This window comes from Pseudacidovorax intermedius, from assembly GCF_001476815.1.
GTDB classification, from domain to species: domain Bacteria; phylum Pseudomonadota; class Gammaproteobacteria; order Burkholderiales; family Burkholderiaceae_C; genus Xenophilus; species Xenophilus intermedius_A.
On the sequence record NZ_LDSL01000056.1, the window covers coordinates 1 to 19,980 of the forward strand.

General features: G+C 69.4%; 17 protein-coding genes, 1 tRNA gene and 1 pseudogene. 12 read left to right on the forward strand and 7 right to left on the reverse strand.

Translation table 11 applies throughout. The annotated features are described in order from the left end of the window. Positions 1-36 precede the first annotated feature (36 nt). The 3 genes from NS331_RS09325 (at position 37) to NS331_RS09335 (ending at position 2,676) form a co-directional block, all read left to right on the forward strand. Positions 37-1,092, forward strand: a complete 1,056-nt coding sequence (locus NS331_RS09325) for an ABC transporter substrate-binding protein (RefSeq protein WP_058641732.1) — start codon at positions 37-39, stop codon at positions 1,090-1,092. A 74-nt stretch (positions 1,093-1,166) separates the two neighbouring features. Further along, positions 1,167-1,868, forward strand: coding sequence for a maleate cis-trans isomerase family protein (locus tag NS331_RS09330; protein WP_058641778.1), 702 nt, complete (start codon positions 1,167-1,169; stop codon positions 1,866-1,868). A gap of 85 nt (positions 1,869-1,953) precedes the next feature. After that, the gene (locus NS331_RS09335; protein WP_058641733.1) at positions 1,954-2,676 is read left to right on the forward strand and encodes a GntR family transcriptional regulator; all 723 of its coding nucleotides are present in this window, start codon (positions 1,954-1,956) and stop codon (positions 2,674-2,676) included. A gap of 245 nt (positions 2,677-2,921) precedes the next feature. Here the strand turns inward: NS331_RS09335 and NS331_RS09340 are convergent, their stop codons facing one another. From NS331_RS09340 to NS331_RS09365, 6 genes are all read right to left on the reverse strand, one after another. Then, positions 2,922-3,797 carry an LOG family protein gene (locus NS331_RS09340; protein WP_058641734.1) on the reverse strand — a complete coding sequence of 292 codons (876 nt, stop codon included), beginning with the start codon at positions 3,795-3,797 and terminating at the stop codon, positions 2,922-2,924. A 67-nt stretch (positions 3,798-3,864) separates the two neighbouring features. Then, a complete protein-coding gene (locus NS331_RS09345) occupies positions 3,865-4,317 on the reverse strand; it encodes a hypothetical protein (protein WP_058641735.1) in 453 nt (150 codons plus the stop codon). Beyond that, on the reverse strand, positions 4,301-4,870 hold the full coding sequence (locus tag NS331_RS09350; protein ID WP_058641736.1) for a nucleotidyltransferase domain-containing protein: 570 nt from the start codon (positions 4,868-4,870) through the stop codon (positions 4,301-4,303). Before NS331_RS09350 ends, NS331_RS09345 begins: the two co-directional genes overlap by 17 nt. A 99-nt stretch (positions 4,871-4,969) precedes the next feature. Beyond that, positions 4,970-5,524 carry an elongation factor P gene (gene efp / locus NS331_RS09355; RefSeq protein ID WP_058641737.1) on the reverse strand — a complete coding sequence of 185 codons (555 nt, stop codon included), beginning with the start codon at positions 5,522-5,524 and terminating at the stop codon, positions 4,970-4,972. A gap of 164 nt (positions 5,525-5,688) precedes the next feature. After that, positions 5,689-6,765, reverse strand: a complete 1,077-nt coding sequence (earP, locus tag NS331_RS09360) for an elongation factor P maturation arginine rhamnosyltransferase EarP (protein WP_058641738.1) — start codon at positions 6,763-6,765, stop codon at positions 5,689-5,691. Next, on the reverse strand, positions 6,762-7,655 hold the full coding sequence (locus NS331_RS09365) for a LysR family transcriptional regulator (protein WP_058641739.1): 894 nt from the start codon (positions 7,653-7,655) through the stop codon (positions 6,762-6,764). Before NS331_RS09365 ends, earP begins: the two co-directional genes overlap by 4 nt. Before the next feature lie 129 nt (positions 7,656-7,784). Here NS331_RS09365 and NS331_RS09370 point away from each other — a divergent pair, with 129 nt between their 5' ends. The 4 genes and pseudogenes from NS331_RS09370 (at position 7,785) to NS331_RS09385 (ending at position 12,055) form a co-directional block, all read left to right on the forward strand. Further along, the gene (locus NS331_RS09370; RefSeq protein ID WP_058641740.1) at positions 7,785-9,008 is read left to right on the forward strand and encodes a CaiB/BaiF CoA transferase family protein; all 1,224 of its coding nucleotides are present in this window, start codon (positions 7,785-7,787) and stop codon (positions 9,006-9,008) included. Beyond that, positions 9,005-9,988, forward strand: a complete 984-nt coding sequence (locus NS331_RS09375) for a hydroxymethylglutaryl-CoA lyase (protein ID WP_058641741.1) — start codon at positions 9,005-9,007, stop codon at positions 9,986-9,988. Before NS331_RS09370 ends, NS331_RS09375 begins: the two co-directional genes overlap by 4 nt. Positions 9,989-10,031: 43 nt before the next feature. Then, entirely contained in the window at positions 10,032-11,030 is a 999-nt protein-coding gene (locus NS331_RS09380) for a tripartite tricarboxylate transporter substrate binding protein (protein ID WP_058641742.1), read from the forward strand. 44 nt (positions 11,031-11,074) lie between these two features. Beyond that, positions 11,075-12,055 (forward strand): annotated as a pseudogene (locus tag NS331_RS09385) (Bug family tripartite tricarboxylate transporter substrate binding protein). A gap of 111 nt (positions 12,056-12,166) precedes the next feature. On the opposite strand, the gene NS331_RS09390 reads toward NS331_RS09385, so the two are convergent. Beyond that, the gene (locus NS331_RS09390; protein WP_058641779.1) at positions 12,167-14,182 is read right to left on the reverse strand and encodes a gamma-glutamyltransferase family protein; all 2,016 of its coding nucleotides are present in this window, start codon (positions 14,180-14,182) and stop codon (positions 12,167-12,169) included. A 135-nt stretch (positions 14,183-14,317) separates the two neighbouring features. On the opposite strand from NS331_RS09390, the gene uvrC reads away from it, so the two are divergent. The 5 genes from uvrC (at position 14,318) to NS331_RS09415 (ending at position 19,966) form a co-directional block, all read left to right on the forward strand. After that, the gene (gene uvrC, locus NS331_RS09395) at positions 14,318-16,387 is read left to right on the forward strand and encodes an excinuclease ABC subunit UvrC (RefSeq protein ID WP_058641780.1); all 2,070 of its coding nucleotides are present in this window, start codon (positions 14,318-14,320) and stop codon (positions 16,385-16,387) included. A gap of 78 nt (positions 16,388-16,465) precedes the next feature. Then, positions 16,466-17,041: a CDP-diacylglycerol--glycerol-3-phosphate 3-phosphatidyltransferase gene (pgsA, locus tag NS331_RS09400; protein ID WP_058641743.1), complete on the forward strand. Its 576-nt coding sequence runs from the start codon at positions 16,466-16,468 to the stop codon at positions 17,039-17,041. 258 nt (positions 17,042-17,299) lie between these two features. Beyond that, positions 17,300-17,572 (forward strand): HU family DNA-binding protein, encoded by a 273-nt coding sequence (locus NS331_RS09405; protein WP_058641744.1) that lies wholly within the window; start codon positions 17,300-17,302, stop codon positions 17,570-17,572. Between the two features lie 12 nt (positions 17,573-17,584). Continuing rightward, positions 17,585-17,660 (forward strand) — tRNA-Val (locus NS331_RS09410). Positions 17,661-18,037: 377 nt separating this feature from the next. After that, entirely contained in the window at positions 18,038-19,966 is a 1,929-nt protein-coding gene (locus NS331_RS09415) for a peptidyl-prolyl cis-trans isomerase (RefSeq protein ID WP_058641745.1), read from the forward strand. Positions 19,967-19,980 lie beyond the last annotated feature (14 nt).

A 19,980-nucleotide genomic window follows, 5' to 3' on the forward strand; every position in this document is an offset into this window, starting at 1 on the left:
CCGAGGTGGCCGGCTTCGACCGAAAGGAAAACATCCATGAGCCTGCTTCTGTCCCGCCGCCGTCTTCTGCAGGGTGCCGCCGGCGCCGGTGCCGTCCAACTCGCCGGCCATGCCGGCCTGGCCCTGGCGCAGGGCAAGTCGATCTCGGCCACCACCTATCCGGGCGCCTGGGAGTCGGCGCACCGCAGCATCCTGCTGCCGGCCTTCACCAAGGCCACCGGTGCCTCGGTGAGCCTGGTGCCCTCGCTGGCGGTGGACACGGTGTCGAAGATCGCCGCCTCCAAGGCCAACCCGCCCTACGACGTCATCATCCTGGACGAGGGGCCGTACCTCGCCGCCCTGTCGCAGGACATCTTCGAGAAGATTCCCACCGACAAGATGCCCTACCTCAAGGACGTGCCGGCCAAGCTGGTCGATCCGCGCGGCCTGGGCGTGTTCGTGTCGGGCCAGATCATCGGCATCGCCTACAACACCGAGAAGATCAAGACGCCGCCGAAGTCCTGGAACGACCTGCTCAAGCCCGAGTTCAAGGGCCGCGTCGGCCTGGCCGGCATGGGCTCCACGCTGATGTCGGCCTGGATGGTCGAGATGGCGCGCCTGAACGGCGGCAGCGAAGAGAACATGGAACCCGCCTTCCAGTTCGTGAAGAAGCTGCTGCCCAACGTGAGCGCCGTGGCCAGCAACCCGGGCTCGCTGGCCACGCTGTTCCAGCAGGGCCAGATCGACATCTCGGTGCACTACAACAACAACGTGGGCGACCTGCAGGCCAAGGGCGTGCCGGTGGCGCTGGCCAGGCCGGACACGGGCTGGATCCACATCAAGAGCGTGATGCACATCGTCAAGAACACCAAGAACCCCGACCTGGCCGCCGCCTACATCAATGCCGCGCTCAGCCCCGAGGTGCAGACGAAGATGGCCGCCGAGCCCTACTTCGTGGCACCCGTGAGCACCAAGGCCCAGTTCAGCCCCGGCCTGCAGGCCTACGCCAGGAACATGGCCGAGATCGAGCAGATGAACGGCGTCGACTGGGCCAAGCTCAACCCGCGCCGCGGCGAGTACATCGACCGCTTCAACCGCGAGATCAAGGTCTGAGCGCGGTGAGCGGCATCGTCTCGTCGTCGACCCCGCAGGCGCCCGGGGCCGCGCCCCGGCGCGTGCTGCTGGGCATGCTCACGCCCTCGTCCAACACCGCGCTGGAGCCGATCACCTCCGCCATGGTGACCGGCCTGCCGGAGGTGTCGGCGCATTTCGCGCGCTTCCGCGTCACCGAGATCTCGCTCTCCGACCAGGCCCTGGGCCAGTTCGACGAGGCGCCGATCCTGGAGGCCGCGCGCCTGCTGGCTGATGCGCGGGTGGACGTGATCGCCTGGAACGGCACGTCCTCGGGCTGGCTGGGTTTCGAGCGCGACGAGGCGCTGTGCGAACGCATCACGGCCGAGACGGGCATCCCCGCCTGCACCTCGGTGCTGGCGCTGAACGAGGCCATGCGCCTGGCCGGTCGCACGCGCTTCGGCCTGCTCTCGCCCTACCTGGCCGAGGTGCAGCAGCGCATCGTGGCCAACTACGGCGCGAGCGGCTTCCACTGCGTGGCCGAGCAGCACCTGGGGCTGTCGGTCAACTTTGCCTTCTCCGAAGTCACGCCGGCGCAGATCGAGGCCATGGCGCATGCCGCCCTCGCCAGCGGCGACGTGCAGTGCCTGACCACCTTCTGCACCAACCTGCGTGCGGCGCAGCTGGTGCCGCAGCTGGAGGCGGCGCTGGGCGTGCCGGTCTACGACACCGTGGCCACGGCGGTGTGGAAGTCGCTGCGCATCGCCGGGGTGGACACGCGCCGCGTGACGGGCTGGGGCAGCCTGTTCGCGCTGTGAGCGGCGCATGAGGTGCGCCTGCGCCGGCGTGCGCCTCGCTCCCCGCGCTGCCTGCATACACTCGCCGAACGCCAGCCCCGACGACATGCCCATTCCCACCCCTCGCCAGGCCCTGAAGGCTACCGGCAAGTCGGCCTCCAAGGCCGACATCTACCAGCGCATCTACGACGCCATCGTCGAGCACCGGCTCATGCCCGGCACCAAGCTGTCGGAGGAGCGGGTGGCCGAGCTGTTCTCGGTCAGCCGCACGCAGGTGCGCGGCGTGCTGCAGCGCCTGGCGGTGGAGCAGCTGGTGACGCTCATTCCCAACCGCGGCGCCTTCGTCACCACGCCCAGCGTGGACGAGGCGCACGACGTGCTCGAAGTGCGCCGCACGCTGGAGCCGGCCATCGTGCGCCGGCTGATGGACCGCATCGCCGCCGGCAAGGCGCCGCAGGCGGTCAAGCAGCTGCGGGCGCTGGTCAAGCGCGAGCAGCAGGCCCATGCCAATGGCGACCGGCGCTCGGCCGTGCGGCTGTCGGGCGAGTTCCACGTCGTGCTGGCCGAACTGTCCGGCAGCAGCCTGCTCACGCGCATGATGCGCGAGCTGACGCCGCTGACCTGCCTGGCCATCCTGACCTTCGAGGCGCCCACCGGCGCCGCCTGCCCCAACGACGAGCACACCCTGCTCATCGACGCCATCGAGGCCGGCCGCGGCGACGAGGCCGTCGCGCTGATGGCCGAGCACCTGCACCACATCGAGAAGTCGCTCAACCTGCATCAGGAGGAGGAGCCGGAGATCGACTTGGCGGAGGCGCTGCTGGGGTGAGCGTCCGTTCAGGACTGGCTATTGCGCGCCCACAGGAGGCCGTGGAATGAGCTGCGGCGCTGTACCGTGACCGTGACCGTGACTGGTTGGTCGGGGTCTTTCTCCCTCTCCCCTCGCGGGAGAGGGCCGGGGAGAGGGGGCGACAGCGCTTGTCCCGCAAAGACCGTTACGCCGTCCGCACCCCCTCTCCCCAACCCCTCTCCCACGAGGGGAGAGGGGCCAACGCATTGTTCAAGCGCCGCGGCTCACAGCTCGTAGAAGCGTTTGATCTCGGTCCAGGCGTCTTCCGGCGTGTCGACGTACCTGAACAGGTTGACGTCCTCCGGCGAGATCACGCCTTCGTCCACCAGGAAGTCGAAGTCGATCAGCCGCTTCCAGTATTCCGAACCGAACAGCACGATCGGCACCGGCTTGGCCTTGCGGGTCTGCACCAGCGTGACCACCTCGAACAGCTCGTCCAGCGTGCCGAAACCGCCCGGGAAGGCCACCAGCGCCTTCGCCCGCATCATGAAGTGCATCTTGCGGATGGCGAAGTAGTGGAACTTGAAGCTCAGCGCCGGCGTGACGTAGACGTTGGCCGCTTCTTCCATCGGCAGGGCGATGGCGAGGCCGACCGACAGGCCGCCGCCTTCGTAGGCGCCGCGGTTGGCGGCCTGCATGATGCCGGGGCCGCCGCCGGTGCAGACGAAGAGCTTGTCCTCGGGCTCCTTGTCGTTGCTGTAGTGCGCCACCAGCTTGCCGAAGGCGCGGGCCTGCTCGTAGTAGCGGCTGCCGCGGGCCAGGCGCTTCCAGCGGGCAGAGGCCTTCTCGTCGCCAGCGGCCTCGGCCTGGGCGATCAGGGCGGTCATCTCCTCCTCGCTGCGATAGCGGGCGCTGCCGAACACCACCACCGTGTTCTCGATGCCGTGGGCGCGCATCTCGATGTCGGGCTTCATCAGCTCAAGCTGCATGCGCAGGCCGCGGGTCTCGCGGCGCAGCAGGAACTCGGGATCGGCGAAGGCCAGGCGCGAGGGGTCGGGGTTGAGGGGCAGGCCGCGGTCGGCATGGGCCTGGAGCGTGGCCCAGGCGTCGGCCAGGCGCTTTTCCTGGAGGTCGTGCGTGCTGTTGTCTTTGGGGCTCATAAGTCGATCTTCGTCGGGAGGACGTTGCAACCTTCGGGCCAGTGGCCCGGACGGCGTGGAAATGGATTCAAGCGCCGCCACGGCCCGTGCCGTCAAGCAGCGGTGCAGCGGCGCGCAGCATCTCGGTCAGGATGGCGTGCATCGCCTCCGCGTCGGCCTGGGTGATCGGCGGAATGGGCGCGCGGTACGTGACGCGGTTGCGCACGTCATGCATCCGGCCAAGCACGCTTTGCTGGGCCGGCGTGAATGCCAGGTCCGCAGCCACTCTTTGAATGGCTGTCGCCCGATGGCCGCCGGAGTCGCCTGGACGGCAGGCATGGTGCTCGAGCACGGCCATGACGAGGCTGAACATCCCTTCGTAGGCGAGCAGGAAGCGCGCGGAGGCGGGCATGGCCGCCTTGGCAGCGCCGTGCATGTCGTGGGCCGTCCTGAGGAATTGGGCGATGGACGCGGGATCGGCGACAGCCGGCTTGAGGCTGCCGATCCTGAGCAGGCCGTCGTATTCAGCGGGTCTGGGCATGGATGGCCTGCATCAGGTCGAGGCGAGGGCTGGTCTTGATGGCTTGCAACACGGGATCGTCGGTCGACCACTCCGAAGGCGAGTACACGCTCGCATGGATGGGGCGACCCAGATCATCCTGAGCCTGATCCAGCAAGGGAGAGACGTCGAAAAGCCCGATGCTGCCGACGAGCGCAACGTCGATGTCGCTGCCGCCAGTGTCCGTGCCTGCGGCGACCGAGCCGAAGACGAAGGCGTCGGTCAGCCGGTCCGCCAGCGGCGCGAGGGCGGCGGCCAGGGGCGCTGCCAGACCGACGGTCTTGAGGATCATCCGCCGCAACTCCGGGTACAGCAGGAACTGCGGATCGGCAGACAGGCGCCGCTGGTTGCCCACGCGCCGCTCGCGCAGCAAGCCGCAGGCCGTCCAGCGCCGCAGCACTGTGCTGCCACCGCCGCGGCCGCTGCCCATGCGCTCCAGCAGTTCCAGCGTGCCGAAGTCCTGGTCTGGATTCGGCAGGACGACACTCAGCAGGCGCTGTTCCGGCTTGGACAGGAGGGCGTCGAGCGGCTGCATCGTATGTTCCTCAAATGAGGATGATCGTACCTGATCAAGGAACTCTCGCCGTCGGCAAAAGAAAAGGGCCTCGCGGCCCTGTGCAGAGACGGGTCGGCCTCAGACGCGCTTGCGGTACTCGCCCGTGCGCGTGTCGATTTCGATCTTGTCGCCCTGGTTCACGAACAGCGGGACGGACACTTCGAAGCCGGTGGCCAGCTTGGCGGGCTTGAGCACCTTGCCGGAGGTGTCGCCCTTGACGGCGGGCTCGGTCCAGGTGATTTCGCGCTCGACGCTGGTGGGCAGTTCGACCGAGATGGCCTTGCCTTCGTAGAACACCACTTCGACGGGCATGCCGTCTTCCAGGTAGTTCAGGGCGTCGCCCATGTTCTCGGCTTCGACTTCGTACTGGTTGTATTCGCTGTCCATGCAGACGTACATGGGGTCGGCGAAGTAGGAGTAGGTGCACTCCTTCTTGTCCAGGACGATCTGGTCGATCTTGTCGTCGGCCTTGAAGACCACTTCGGTGTTGAAGTTGGCGATCAGGCTCTTCATCTTCATGCGCACGGTGGCGCTGTTGCGGCCGCCGCGGCTGTATTCGGTCTTCAGGACGACCATCGGGTCCTTGCCGTGCATGATGACGTTGCCGGCGCGGATTTCTTGAGCGATTTTCATAGGGCTGGGGTTGAGGCCGCTCGGCGTGCCTCGGACCGACACCCGCCCGGGCAGGGCGGCGGTGGCGGCGGCAAAAGCAGGTTCCCGCGGCGGGTTGGCGGCTCCGTGGGGGCGCACCGGCTGGTGCACGCGCCGCGGCGGAGATTTCCGCAAAGCCCGCGATTTTAGCTTTTTTGCACGACGAAACGGACGAGCCGGGCCAGCAGGTCGTCCTGCGCGAGCAGCCGGGCGCGGGCGGCCTGCACCATGTGGGCCGAATCGGCCAGCAGGGCGTCGTCGAAAGCGGGCCGTGCGGGAGCACCTGGACTGCCGTTCCAGGCGGCATGAAAGGCCCGCACCGAGGCGGGCGCCGCCATGGCGTCCAGCCAGGCGCCCAGCTTGTCGTGGTGCACGCCGTCGTCCTGGGGGTAGATGTGCCACACCATCGGCTTGCCGGCCCAGAGGGCGCGCACCAGCGAGTCCTCGCCGCGCACGGCGTTGAAGTCGCCCGCCCACAGCAGGTGGTCGAAGTCGGGCTGGGGCAGGTGGGGCAGCCAGTCGATGTGCAGGGCGCCGCGGTCAGCGGGCAGTTGTGGCAGCACCGCACGGACGGCCTCGGCGCTGCGGCCCGCGGCGACCAGCACGCGGGTCGGCCGCGCGCCACGGCACAGCGAAGCGAGCCAGTCGGCCAGCGCCGGCGGCTCGTAGCAGAACAGCGTGGCGATGCGCTCGCCGTGCCAGCCGATGCCCTGCGCGGCCAGCCAGGCGGCGCGGTCAAAGGCGGCCTGGCGCTGCAACAGGTCGGCCTCGCGCAGCAGTCCGCCGGTGCGGTCGGTGAAGCCCGGGTAGAAGAAGTGCTTGGTACAGCCGCGGCCGGGACCGCTCATGACGGGCGAAGGCAGACCGTGCAGGCCTTCGACGAAGTCCTCGGCCGACAGGTATTCGAGGTTGAGCCAGATGCCGCCCGGCTGGTTCGCAAAACGGGCGACGAGCTCGGGCGCAGGGTCGCAGCCGAAGGCTTCGATCAGCACGTCGGGCACCGGGCCGCCGGCGACGGCCGTCCGCACGGCCGCGGGGTCGGACCAGTCGATCAGTTGCACGCCCGGCTGGCCCTGCGGCGCCATCCAGGCGAGCGCGCTGGCATCGTCCACCCACAGGCGCACCGGCTCGCCGCATTCGACGGCGATCTGGCAGGCGAGGCGCCAGGTCACGCCGAGGTCGCCGTGGTTGTCGATGACGCGGCAGAAGATGTCCCAGTTCATGCCTGTGCCTCGGTGCGCAGGTGGTCGACCAGCAGCTGCGCCACGCTCGACAGCCCTTCGTCCGCCCGCACGCACAGCGCCAGCCGCCGCCGCGCCCAGGGTTCGGTGAGCGCGACGATGCGCAGCGGCAGCGCGCCGCGGAAGAGGGCGGCGCTGCCGCGTGGCAGCACGCCCACGCCCAGGCCGGCGGCCACCATCTGGCACAGCGCGTCGTAGCTGCTGACCTGCATGCGCAGCCGCAGCGCCCGCCCGCGCTCGGCCGCCGCGCGGGTGAGCTGCTGGTTGATCGCGCTGCCCGGATGCATGCCCACCACGTCGTGCCCGAGCAGGGCGTCGATGCCCACCTGACGGCGCCGGGCCAGCGGGTGGCCCTGCGGCACGGCCAGCACCAGCTCGTCCTCGCGGTAGGGCAGCAGGCGCACGGCGTCGCCATAGTCGCCGTCGTTCAGGATGCCCAGATCGGCCGCGTTCTCGGCCACGCTGCGCGCCACGGCGCTGCTGATCTGCTCCTGCAGCCGCACGTCCACCTGCGGATGGCGTGCCAGGAAGGCCTGCAGTTCGCGCGGCAGGAACTGCGTGATTGCCGAGATGTTGGCCACCACCCGCACCTGGCCGCGCGTGCCGCGGCCATAGTCGCGCATCTGCTGGGCGATGCCCTCCATCTCGTTGATCAGGCCGCGGGCCAGGTCGCGCAGCGCGAAGGCCGCGGGCGTGGGCGCCATGCCCTTGTTGCTGCGGGCGAACAGGGGCACGCGCAGCACGTCTTCCAGCTCGGCCAGTCGCCGGCTCACCGCCGAGGGCGCGATGTGGTGCTGCGCGCCGGCGGCGGCGATGGTGCCGTGCTCCATCACGGCCACGAACACGCGCAGGGAGACGGGGTCGAGGTTCATGGGTGGGGCGATGCTACCCGCCATGCCGGATTGCGATGGTGGCCTCGCGCACCAGCGCTTTGCGGGCCACGAGCCGGCCGTCATCATCCGCTTCCAGGCGGCCCGCCGGGCTGCGCCAGGAGACATCGCGTGGACAGCGGGCACCCATCCTCATCCCCCATCGGCCAGGACGCGCTGCAGGGCGTGCGCATCGTGGAGATGGGCCAACTCATCGCCGGGCCCTTCTGCGGCAAGACGCTGGGCGAGTTCGGCGCCGAGGTCGTCAAGATCGAGCCGCCGGTCACCGGCGATCCACTGCGCAACTGGCGGCTGCTGCAGAAGGGCACCTCGGTCTGGTGGCAGGTGCAGTCGCGCAACAAGCGCTCGGTGGCGCTGGACCTTCGCGCGCCCGAAGGCCAGGAGGTGGCGCGGCGCCTGATCGCCGAGGCCGACGTGCTCATCGAGAACTTCCGCCCCGGCATGCTGGAGGAATGGGGCCTTGGTCCCGAGGTGCTGCAGGCCGCGAACCCCGGCCTGATCGTGCTGCGCATCTCCGGCTTCGGCCAGACCGGGCCCTACCGTGACCAGCCGGGCTTCGGCGTCATCGGCGAGGCCATGGGCGGCCTGCGCCATCTGACGGGCGAGCCGGACCGCGTGCCGGTGCGGGTCGGCGTCTCGCTGGGCGACACGCTGGCGGCGCTGCATGGCGCCATCGGCGTGCTGGCGGCGCTCTACCACCGGCAGGCCCACGGCGGGCGCGGCCAAGTGATCGACGTGGCGCTGCACGAGGCGGTCTACAACGTGATGGAAAGCCTGATCCCCGAGTACAGCGCCTTCGGGGTGGTGCGCGAGGCCGCGGGCAGTGCGCTGCCGGGCATCGCGCCCAGCAATGCCTACCCGTGCACCGACGGCTGGGTGCTGGTGGCGGGCAACGGCGACAGCATCTTCAAGCGGCTGATGCAGGCCATCGGCCGGCCCGACCTGGCCGCCGCAGCCGACCTGGCGCACAACGCCGGCCGCGTGGCCCGCGTGCAGGAGATCGACGCGGCCATCGCGCACTGGACCGCCGACTTCACGGTGCACGAGGTGCAGGAATGCCTGGCCGCCGCCCGCGTGCCGGCCGGCAAGGTCTACACCGCCCGCGACATCGCCGAAGACCCGCACTACCGCGCCCGCGACATGCTGCTCACGCAGCAGACCCGCGACGGCGATACGCTCACCGTACCGGGCATCGTGCCCAAGCTCTCGGCCACGCCGGGCCGCGTGCGCAGCAGTGCGCCGCGCCTGGGCGACGACACCGATGCCGTGCTGGCCGAAGTGGGCCTGACGGCTCAGCAGATCGCGCAGCTGCGCGAGAAGGGGGTCATTCAATGAACGCCGTGCGCAATGCCTGGCAGGGCGCGGGCCGCCGCATCCACATGCAGGAGGTCGGCACCCGGGATGGCCTGCAGATGGAGGCCGCCTTCGTGCCCACCGACGACAAGGTCGCGCTGGTCGACCAGCTGTCGGCCGCGGGGCTGGACAAGATCGAGGTCAGCGCCTTCGTTTCACCCACGGCCGTGCCGGCGCTGCGCGACGCCGAGATCGTGCTGCGCGAGATCGCGCGCCGGCCTGGCGTCGTCTACGCCGCGCTGGTGCCCAATGTGCGCGGCGCCGAGCGCGCCATCGAGTCGAAGGTGGACGAGCTGAATCTGGTGATGTCCGCCAGCGAGACGCACAACCTGGCCAACCTGCGCATGACGCGGGCGCAGTCCTTCGGCGCGCTGGCCGAGGTGGTGGCGCTGGGCCGCTCGGCGGGCGTGGCGGTGAACGTGTCGCTGTCCTGCGTGTTCGGCTGCCCCATGGAGGGCGAGGTGCCGGTCGACGCGGTGTTCGACCTCATCGAGCGCTTCGATCAGCGGGGCGTGCACGGTTTCACGCTGTGCGACACCACCGGCATGGCCCATCCCGCGCAGGTGGCGCGCGTCGTGGCGATGGCGCGGGTCCGCTGGCCGCACCAGACCTTCACGCTGCACTTCCACAACACCCGGGGCATGGGCCTCGCCAATGTGCTGGCGGCCATCGATGCGGGCGCCGACCGCTTCGACGCTTCCATCGGCGGCCTGGGCGGCTGCCCCTATGCGCCGGGTGCCACGGGCAACGTCTGCACCGAGGAGATCGTGCATGCGCTGCAGTGCATGGACTTCCACGTGCCGGTGGACCTGGCGATGGTGATGGCCGCCGCCGCCCGGCTGCCAGCCCTCGTCGGCCATGACGTGCCCAGCCAGCTGCTCAAGGCCGGCCGCCGGCTCGACCTGCATCCGCCGCCGGCCGACTTCGCGGCGGTGCGCGAGCGGGCGCTGGCGCGCGCCTGACCGGCGATCCGCCCAGGACTTTCACGACAACGGAGACAAAGCCATGAACAACGCCTTTTCCCGCATCGCCCACCGGCGCTTCGGCGCTGGCGCCGCCGCTCTGCTGCTGAGCGCCCTCGCCGCCGCGCCCGCCTGGGCGGAGGACGCCTATCCGAGCAAGCCCATCACCGTGGTCGTGCCACAGGCCGCGGGAGGCGCCAACGACGTCATCGCCCGCGTGGTGTCTCAGCGCCTGTCGCAGCAGCTGGGCCAGACCGTGCTGGTCGACAACAAGCCGGGCGCCGGCGGCACCGTGGCCACGGCCGCGACGGCACGCGCCAGGCGCGACGGTTACACGCTGCTGCTCACGGCCGACAGTGCCCAGGTGACGAGCCCTGCGCTCTACCGCAATCCCGGCTTCGATCCGGTGAAGGACTTCGAGCCCGTCGCGCCCATTGCCACGGCCGGTTATGTGCTGGTGGCCAACTCGTCCTTTCCGGCCAACAACATGGCCGAGCTGATCAAGTTGGCCAAGGCCCAGCCGGGCGCCTACTCCTACGCTTCCGCCGGCAACGGCACGCTCAACCACCTGATCGGCGAGATGGTGCAGAAGGCCGCCGGCATCAAGCTGCAGCACGTGCCCTACAAAGGCTCGGCCGCAGCCGCCACCGACTTGGTGGGCGGCCAGGTGCCGCTGTCGGTGCAGAGCCTGCCCTCGGTCATCGCCTTCATCAAGTCAGGCAAGCTCAAGGTGCTGGGCGTGGTCAACCCCCAGCGCATCAAGGCGCTGCCCGATTCCCCCACCATCGGCGAGACGCTGCCGGGCTTCGGCCAGGCGCCGTGGTACGCGCTCTTCGCGCCGGCCGGCACACCCGCGGCCATCGTCACGCGGCTGCAGTCGGAGGTGAACAAGGCGCTCGAAAGCCCCGACGTGCTGGAGAAGCTGGCCAGCGTGGGCTGCGAGCCCTTCAAGGGCAGCTCGGCCCAACTCGCCGCACTCGTCCAGTCCGACCTGCGCAAGTGGGCGCAGATCGTGAAGGACACCGGCGCGACGGTGGACTGACACGGCGACTGCCGACCCACCGAATGACGAATACGGAGACACGCATGACCCCTACCCGACAACGCTTCATTGCCGCCGCTGCCGCCTGCCTGCTGCCCTGGCCGATCGTCGGCCTGGCGCAGGGCGCTTATCCCTCGCGGCCGATCTCGCTCGTGGTGCCGACCGCCACCGGCGGCACCACCGACCTGTCGGCGCGCATGCTGGCGCAGCCGCTCGGCACGGCGCTCGGCCAATCGTTGGTGGTGGAGAACAAGGGCGGCGGCAACGGCGCCATCGCCGCGGCCTTCGTCAAGCGCGCCGAGCCGGACGGCTACACGCTGCTGATGCAGTACTCGGGCTACCACGTCATCACGCCGGTGGTGAGCAAGACGCCGCTGCCCTGGGCGCAGAAGGACCTGCGTCCGGTGGCCAACGTGCTGTCAGCGCCGCAGATCATCGTGGTGCGGGCCGACCTGCCCGTGAAGACGCTCGCCGAACTGGTGGCCTATGCCAAGGCGCATCCGGGCAAGCTGAACTACGCCTCGTCGGGCAATGGCTCGCTGCAGCACGTGACGGGCGCCATGCTGGAACAGCAGGCCGGCGTGCAGATGGTGCACGTGCCCTACAAAGGCACCGGGCCGGCCTTGCAGGACCTGCTGGGCGGCCAGGTCGACCTGACCTTCGGCACGGCGCCGCCCTTCATGCCGCACATCCAGGCCGGCAAGCTGCGCGTACTGGCCGTGACCGGCAGCAGCCGCCTGCCGAGCCTGCCCGATGTGCCCACCACCGCCGAGGCGGGTCTGCCGAAGCTGGACGCCAGCTCCTGGTTCGCCGTGTTCGCGCCGGCCGCGACGCCCGACGCGGTGGTGTAGAAGCTGGCGGCCGAGATCGGCCGCGTCGTCGGCACGCCGTCCTTCCGCAAGCTGGCGCAGGACCAGGGCGCGACGGCCGACTTCCAGGACCAGGCGCAACTGTCCGCGCGGGTGAATGCGGACCTGGCACGCTGGTCGCAGCTGGCGAAGTCGGCGCGGATCGAAGCGGACTGAAGCCGTTCCAAGGCACCCTCGCTACCGCAAGAAAAAAGGGCGCTGCCATCGGCACCGCCCTTGTCGCATCCAGGGGCCTGCGCCTTGCGGCGCCGGCTGGTCAGGCGTCCATCACGGCGTGGTGGTGTCGCCCAGCACGATGCCTTCGCGGCGCGGGTCGGCGCCCCCGCTCAGCACCGTCTTGCCGTTGACCTGGGTGCGGATCACGGTGCTGATGCCGCTGGATTGCGCGCTCACCGACACCGTGTGGCCCAGGTCGCGCAGGCCCTTGACCAGCGGGTCGTTGGCGCCGTTGTTGCTCGCGTCGATGTTGGGATGCTCGCCGCCCACGTTGGTGGTGGGCGAGTTGGCGGCGCCGAAGTCCACCATCGACGTGGCCTGCTGCGCATCCAGCTTCCAGTCCAGTGCGCCGACGAGCGTCTTGACCACGTACTGGATGATGGTGCCGCCGCCGGGCGAGCCGGTGGCCATCAGGAAGTCGCCGGGCGCATTGCCGTTGAACACCATGGTGGGCGCCATCGTGCTGCGCGGGCGCTTGCCCGGTGCCACGCGGTTGGCCACCAGCGTGCCGCTGCTGTCCGTCGGCGAGGCCGAGAAGTCCGTCAGCTGGTTGTTCAGCAGGATGCCGCGTGCCATGTGGAAGGAGCCCATGGAGCTTTCCACCGTCGTGGTCATGGTGACGACGTTGCCTTCCTTGTCGACGATGGTCAGGTGCGTGGTGCCGGCCTCGGGCGTCTTGTCGATGCCCAGTGGCACCGCGCCCAGGTCGCCGGCCAGCGCCGTGCCCATGCTCTTGGTGAAGTCGATGAGGTTGGCGCGGGTGCGCATGTAGTTCTTGTTGAGCAGCGTGTCGGGCGAATTGCCCGGCAGCGGCACGAAGTCGGTGTCGGCCACGTACTTGTCGCGGTCGGCATAGGCCAGGCGCTCGGCTTCGGAAACCAGATGCACGCCCATCACGCTGGGCTTGCCGCCTTCCAGGTCCACGGCCGTGGGCGCATGCAGGCCCATGTTGAAGTTCTCCAGGATGCCCAGCGTGGAGAGCACGCCGATGCCGCCGGAGGAGGGTGGCGACATGCTGCAGACGTAGTACGCGCGGTAGGTCACGCACACCGGATCGCGGCGCTTGGGGCGGTAGTTCTTCAGGTCGTCCAGCGTGGTCAGGCCGGGGGTGATGACCGAACCGTCCACGCCCTGGGTCACGCGGATCTTGGCGACGATGTCCTGCGCGATGGGGCCGGTGTACATGGCATCGGCGCCCTGGGCGGCCATGGCCTTGAGCACGCCGGCATAGGCCGGGTTGGTCAGCGTGGTGCCCAGGCCCTTGGGATTGCCGGAGGCGTCGAAGAAATAGGCCAGGGCCTCGTCGTCGCGCTTGAGGTTGGTGGCCGAGCCGGTGATGGCGGCCGCCATGCGGCCACCGATCTTGAAGCCGTTGGTGGCCAGGTTCGTGCCTTCGCCGAACAGGTCCTTCCAGGCCAGCTTGCCGTGGTCGGCCTGGGCCATCTCCAGCATGCGCATCACGCCGGGCGTGCCGATGGAGCGGCCACTGGCACGGGCATTGGGCAGGGGCGTGGTCTTCACGCTGTCGCTGATGTAGCGCAGATAGTCCTGCGTGGCGGCGGCGGGCGCGGTCTCGCGGCCGTCGTAGGCCTGCACCTTCTTCGTCTTGACGTCGTAGTGCAGCAGGAAGGCGCCGCCGGCCAGGCTGCTGGACTGGGGCTCGACCAGGCCCAGCACGGCCTGCACGGCCACCGCCGCGTCGACGGCGCTGCCGCCGGCCTTCAGGATGTCGCAGCCGGCCTTGGTGGCCAGCGGATGGTTGGCCACCACCATGTAGGTCTTGGCATAGACGACCTTCTTGCCGGGCACGTAACCCGAGGCCGGCTCCGGCGCGGCCGGGTCGCCCTGCAGGCCGGAGCCGACCACCACGGGCGAGCCGGTGGTGCTGGTCTGGCAGCTGTAGTCCGGCGCGGCCGGTGCCGGTGCGGGCGCCGGGGAGGGTGCGGCCGCGGGCGGCGCGGTGTTGGCCGCGATGAGGGCGGCCAGCACGGCCTGGTCGCGGCCGTTGTCCGAGCCGCCGCCGCAGGCGGCAACCGAGACGGCCAGGGCCAGCGGCGCCAGCGCCATCATGCGATGGGGAGGTAGGGGAAATTTCACGGAAACGCTCCGACTCTTGTTGTGTATGAAATTGCAATGATGCTTGATCTTGCAATTTTTGACACTGCAGGATTCGTACCGAGACGCCGCGCCACAATGGTGCCCATGTCCGAGGTGCATTCCGAACAACTGCTGGCCGAGGTGGCCGCGCTGCCTTCTCTCCCGGGGGTCTACCGTTATTTCGACGCGGCGGGCGCCGTGCTGTACGTGGGCAAGGCGCGCAACCTCAAGCGCCGCGTCTCCAGCTACTTCCAGAAGAACCACGGTGGCACGCGCATCGGCCACATGATCGGCAAGATCGCGCGCATGGAGACGACGGTCGTGCGTTCCGAGGCCGAGGCGCTGCTGCTCGAGAACAACCTGATCAAGACGCTCAAGCCGCGCTACAACATCCTGTTCCGCGACGACAAGAGCTATCCCTACCTCAAGATCACCGGCGTGCGCGACCGCGACGGCGGCGACGGGCTCACGCCTGCCAGCATTCCCCGCCTGGCCTACTACCGCGGCGCGACCGACCGGCGCCACCGCTACTACGGGCCGTACCCGAGCGCGTGGGCGGTGAAGGAGTCGATCCAGCTGCTGCAGAAGGTGTTCAAGCTGCGCACCTGCGAGGACACGGTCTACGGCAACCGAACGCGGCCCTGCCTGCTCTACCAGATCAAGCGCTGCAGCGGGCCCTGCGTGGGCCATGTGGCGCCCGAGGCCTATGCCCACGACGTGGCCAATGCCGAGGCCTTCCTGCGCGGCGAGACGCAGCAGGTGCTGGCCGAGCTGGAGGGCCGCATGATGCAGCATGCCGAGCAGCTCGAGTTCGAGCAGGCGGCCGAGCTGCGCAACCGCATGTCGGCCCTGTCGCGCGTGCTGCACCAGCAATCGGTGGAGATCGTCGGCGACAAGGACGTGGACATCCTGGCCGTCAAGGTCCAGGGCGGCAAGGCCTGCGTCAACCTGGCCATGGTGCGCGGCGGCCGGCACCTGGGCGACCGCGCCTACTTCCCGGCCCATGTGGAAGATGCCTCGCTGCTGCAGCAGGAGGCCATGGACGACGAAGCGGCGCAGGCCTCGCCCGCCGTCCTGGCAGAAGGCGAGGCCGCGGCCGAGTTGGCCATCGAGACCGAGGGCGCCACGACGCAGCCGGCGGCCGATGCCGCGCCCAGCGTCGAGCGCCAGGTGCTCGAAGCCTTCGTCGCGCAGCACTACATCGAGTCGCCCGCGCCGGCCACGCTGGTGCTGGGCGAGGTCGTCGGCCGCGAGTTGATCGAGGCCATCGCCCAGCATGCGGGCGTGCGCGTCACGGCCGTCTTCCAGCCGCGCTCGCAGCGCCGCCTGTGGCTGGAGATGGCGCAGAAGAATGCCGACATCCAACTCGCGCGGCTGCTGTCCGAGGAAGGCTCGCAGCAGGCCCGCACGCGCGCCCTGGTGGACGCGCTGGAGCTGGCGCCGGACGACCTGGCGCAGTTCCGCATCGAATGCTTCGACATCTCGCACACGGCGGGCGAGGCCACGCAGGCCTCCTGCGTGGTGTTCGAGGACCATGCGATGCAGAACCGCGAGTACCGCCGCTACAACATCGACGGCATCACGCCCGGCGACGACTACGCCGCCATGCGCCAGGTGCTGATGCGCCGCTACGGCAAGATCGCCGAGGCCATCGCGGCCGAGGCCCAGGCTCCCACGCCCGGCGACGGCGGCGGTGCCGATGCGCCCCCCGGCACCGTCGGCGCGCGCATGCCCGACCTGGTTCTGGTGGACGGCGGCAAGGGCCAGGTGTCGATGGCGCGCGAGGTGTTTACCGAACTCGGGCTGCCCCTGTCGCTGATCGTCGGCGTGGAGAAGGGCGAGGGCCGGAAGGTCGGCCTGGAAGAACTGGTCTTCGCGGACGGCCGGGAGAAGGTCTACCTGGGCCGCGACTCGGCGGCGCTGATGCTCGTGGCGCAGATCCGCGACGAGGCCCACCGCTTCGCCATCACCGGCATGCGCGCCAAGCGCGCGAAGGTGCGCGTGGGCGGCAGCCAGCTGGAGGACATTCCCGGCGTCGGTCCCAAGCGCCGCGCTCGGCTGCTGCAGCGCTTCGGCGGCATCCGCGGCGTGGCGGCGGCGAGCGTCGAGGATCTCGCGTCCGTCGACGGCATCGCCCGCGATCTCGCGGAAGAAATCTACCGCGCCCTGCACTGATCCGGGGCCCCGCGCGCCACTGTGGGCACTGGCCCGGGCCGCGGCAGGCGCCGCGTGGCCTCATGCCACAATCCCCGCATGTTCTGGACCCTGCCCACCATCATGACCTGGACGCGCATCGTCGCGATTCCCCTGATCGTGGGCATCTTCTATCTGCCGCTGCCCGAAGGCATGCGCAACCTCATCGCCACGGTGATGTTCATCGTCTTCGCGGCCACGGACTGGCTCGACGGCTACCTGGCGCGGCGGCTCAACCAGACATCGGCCTTCGGCGCCTTCCTCGACCCGGTGGCCGACAAGTTCCTGGTGTGCGCCTCGCTGCTGGTGCTCGTGCACCTGAACCGTGCCGACGTGTTCGTGGCGCTCATCATCATCGGCCGCGAGATCGCCATCTCGGCCCTGCGCGAATGGATGGCCCAGCTCGGCGCCGGCAAGAGCGTGGCGGTGCACATGCTCGGCAAGGTCAAGACCACCGTACAGATGGTGGCCATCCCCTTCCTGCTCTACCAGGGGCAGCTGTTCGGCGTCATCGACACGGGGCTCTGGGGCCGATGGCTCATCTGGGCGGCGGCGGTGCTGACCGTCTGGTCGATGGTCTACTACCTGCGCAAGGCCATTCCCGAGATCCGCGCGCGCACCGAGGCGCGCGGCTGAGCACTGGCAGCACCGCGGCCGCAGTCCCGCGGGCGGCCTGTGAGAAGTTCGTATACAACCGGTTGTGTCTGCGCCTTCAGGTTGCAATGTCGTGATTGACACCCACTGACCGCGTGGTTGTAATTCCTCGCTCGGCCGCCTGGCCGATGTCCTCGGAACCGCTCCTCCCCCTTCCTTGATCGACGCGCCGCGCGCCCGTAGGGTTGCCCGCGCTTTCGACTTCCGACCCGCTGATCAACCTTTCGCCTAGAGGCCTCTGTGAACAAGTCCGAACTGATCGAACACATCGCCAAGAATGCCGACATCTCCAAGGCCGCCGCCACGCGCGCGCTGGAGTCCACGCTCGGCGCGATCCGCACCACGCTCAAGAAGGGCGGCTCGGTCTCGCTGGTCGGCTTCGGTACCTTCGCGGTGGGCAAGCGTGCCGCGCGCACCGGCCGCAATCCGCGCACCGGAACTGCGATTAAGATCAAGGCCGCGAAAGTTCCCAAGTTCCGTCCCGGCAAGGCGCTCAAGGACACGCTGAACTGAAGCGGAACATCGGGGTGCTTAGCTCAGTTGGTAGAGCGGCGCCCTTACAAGGCGTAGGTCGGCGGTTCGAGCCCGTCAGCACCCACCACCCGATGATCCCGACGAAGGCCCGGCATGAGCCGGGCCTTTTTCATCGTCGGGCTGCCCCTGAATGAAAGACGCCGCTCGGCGGCAGCGACCCCACGCATCGGCGAGCCGGGGCATTCCCCTTTCTGAACGACTTGCAAGCAGCCGTGCGCAGCCCAGGCTTGGCGGTGCCCGGCGGCTAGAATCCGCCGGCTTGCCCTCGGGCAGGCATCAGGGCAGGCGCTGCAGGAGTACACACAACAACATCTCTTGCCAGCGAAGAGGCCGGTGGCGGCCTGTTTGCATCCATTCCCCCATGAGTTGCGGCGCGGCCTGTTCGCGTGCCGCTTCTCGTCGTCTCCACGGGCATGCAGTGCCCGGTCCTAGAGGTGTGCTGGCATGTTCGATTTCTTCCGCAAGTACAACAAGATCGTGATGATCTTCCTGTTCTTGCTGATCATTCCTTCCTTCGTCCTGTTCGGCGTCGATCGCTACAACAGCAACGGTGACCGGGGCGACGTCGTGGCGACGGTGGACGGCCAGTCCATCACCCGTACCGAGTGGGACCAGCAGCACCGCAACGAAACCGACCGCCTGCGCCAGCAGATGCCCAGCCTGGACGCGTCGATCTTCGACTCCGACGCCGCCCGCTACAGCACGCTCGAGCGCATGGTCCGCAACCGCGTGCTCACCGCCGCGGCGCTCAAGACCAACATGACCGTGTCCGACGACCGGCTCGCGCGGCTCTTCGCCGAAGACCCGGGCCTCGCCAGCTTCCGCGACGACAAGGGCAACTTCGACCGGCAGCGTTTCATCCTGGCCACGGGGCGCACGCCCGAGCAGTACGAGGCCGCCGTGCGCGCCGACATGGCCACGCAGCAGCTGCTGTCCGGCGTGACCGGCTCGGCCGCCACCAATGCCGCACCGCTGGACGTGGTGCTCAACGCCCTGCGCGAGCGCCGCGAGATCCAGGTGGCCCGCTTCCTGCCGGCCGACTTCGCGAAGAACGTCAGCGTGAGCGATGCCGACGTCGAGGCCTACTACAAGAGCCACGAGGACCGCTACCGCCTGCCCGAGCAGCTGGATGTCGAGTACATCGTGCTCAATTCCGACGCCGTGAAGAAGGGCATCACCGTGCCCGAGGCCGACCTCAAGGCCTACTACGAGCAGAACAAGGAACGCTTCGGCACCAAGGAAGAACGCAAGGCCTCCCACATCCTGATCGCCGCCGGCAAGGACGCGCCGGCCGCGGAGCGCGACAAGGCCAAGGCCCGTGCCGAGGAATTGCTGGCCGAGCTGCGCAAGTCGCCCGGCAGCTTCGCCGAACTGGCGAAGAAGAATTCGCAGGACCCGGGTTCCGCCGCGCAGGGCGGCGCGCTCGACTTCGTCACCCGCGGCGCGATGGTCAAGCCCTTCGAGGACGCGATGTTCGCCCTCAAGAAGGGCGAGATCAGCGACGTGGTGCCGACCGATTACGGCTACCACATCATCCGCCTGGACGATGTGAAGCCTGGTGTGGTCCAGCCTTTCGAACAGGTGCGTGCGCGCCTGGAGGACGAGATCCGCACGCAGCACGCCTCGCAGGCCTTCGCCAAGCAGGCCGAGACGCTGTCCGACCTGGTCTACCAGAACGCCGACAGCCTGCAGCCGGCGGCCGATGCGCTCAAGCTGAGCATCCAGAAGGCGCAGGGCGTCGGCCGCACGCCGGCACCGGGCGCGCAGGGGCCTCTGGCCAACCGCAACTTCCTGAATGCGCTGTTCGCCGCCGACACGCGCGAGCGCAAGCACAACACCGAAGCCATCGACCTGGGCGGCAACCAGCTGGCCGTGGGCCGCGTGACGCGCGACCTGCCGGCCCGTGTGCAGCCCTTCGACGAGGTCAAGGCGCGCGTGCGCGAGCAACTGGTCGCGGAGCGCGCCGCCGAGGCCGCCCGCAAGGAAGGCGAGGCCAAGCTCGCCGCCTGGCGCGCCGAACCTGCGGGCGCCACGCCCGCTGGCCTGGGGCAGCCGGTGACCGTCTCCCGCGTGGACAACGCCGCCAACCAGCCGCCCGCGCTCGTCGAGGCAGCCCTGCGGGCCGATCCTTCCAAGCTGCCCGCCTGGGTCGGCGTCGACCTGGGCGCGGAGGGCTATGCGGTCGTGCGCGTCGACAAGGTGCTGCCGCCGGGCCAGGTGCCTGCCGAACAGGCCCAGCAGGAAAGGGGCCAGCTGGCGCAGGCCGTGGCCGGTGCGGAGGCCGAGGCGTACTACAACATGCTCAAGGACCGCTTCAAGGCGCAGATCAAGGTGCCGCGTCCGAAGGACGGTACTGCGGTCGTCGCGAACTGACGAAGACGGCAGCG

Bases quoted from the DNA above. Each gene is read 5' to 3' on its own strand.
- NS331_RS09325 (WP_058641732.1), top strand. From the start codon at position 37: ATGAGCCTGCTTCTGTCCCGCCGCCGTCTTCTGCAGGGTGCCGCCGGC.
- NS331_RS09330 (WP_058641778.1), top strand. From the start codon at position 1,167: ATGCTCACGCCCTCGTCCAACACCGCGCTGGAGCCGATCACCTCCGCC.
- NS331_RS09335 (WP_058641733.1), top strand. From the start codon at position 1,954: ATGCCCATTCCCACCCCTCGCCAGGCCCTGAAGGCTACCGGCAAGTCG.
- NS331_RS09340 (WP_058641734.1), bottom strand. From the start codon at position 3,797: ATGAGCCCCAAAGACAACAGCACGCACGACCTCCAGGAAAAGCGCCTG.
- NS331_RS09345 (WP_058641735.1), bottom strand. From the start codon at position 4,317: ATGCCCAGACCCGCTGAATACGACGGCCTGCTCAGGATCGGCAGCCTC.
- NS331_RS09350 (WP_058641736.1), bottom strand. From the start codon at position 4,870: ATGCAGCCGCTCGACGCCCTCCTGTCCAAGCCGGAACAGCGCCTGCTG.
- efp (WP_058641737.1), bottom strand. From the start codon at position 5,524: ATGAAAATCGCTCAAGAAATCCGCGCCGGCAACGTCATCATGCACGGC.
- earP (WP_058641738.1), bottom strand. From the start codon at position 6,765: ATGAACTGGGACATCTTCTGCCGCGTCATCGACAACCACGGCGACCTC.
- NS331_RS09365 (WP_058641739.1), bottom strand. From the start codon at position 7,655: ATGAACCTCGACCCCGTCTCCCTGCGCGTGTTCGTGGCCGTGATGGAG.
- NS331_RS09375 (WP_058641741.1), top strand. From the start codon at position 9,005: ATGAACGCCGTGCGCAATGCCTGGCAGGGCGCGGGCCGCCGCATCCAC.
- NS331_RS09380 (WP_058641742.1), top strand. From the start codon at position 10,032: ATGAACAACGCCTTTTCCCGCATCGCCCACCGGCGCTTCGGCGCTGGC.
- NS331_RS09390 (WP_058641779.1), bottom strand. From the start codon at position 14,182: ATGGCGCTGGCGCCGCTGGCCCTGGCCGTCTCGGTTGCCGCCTGCGGC.
- uvrC (WP_058641780.1), top strand. From the start codon at position 14,318: ATGTCCGAGGTGCATTCCGAACAACTGCTGGCCGAGGTGGCCGCGCTG.
- pgsA (WP_058641743.1), top strand. From the start codon at position 16,466: ATGTTCTGGACCCTGCCCACCATCATGACCTGGACGCGCATCGTCGCG.
- NS331_RS09415 (WP_058641745.1), top strand. From the start codon at position 18,038: ATGTTCGATTTCTTCCGCAAGTACAACAAGATCGTGATGATCTTCCTG.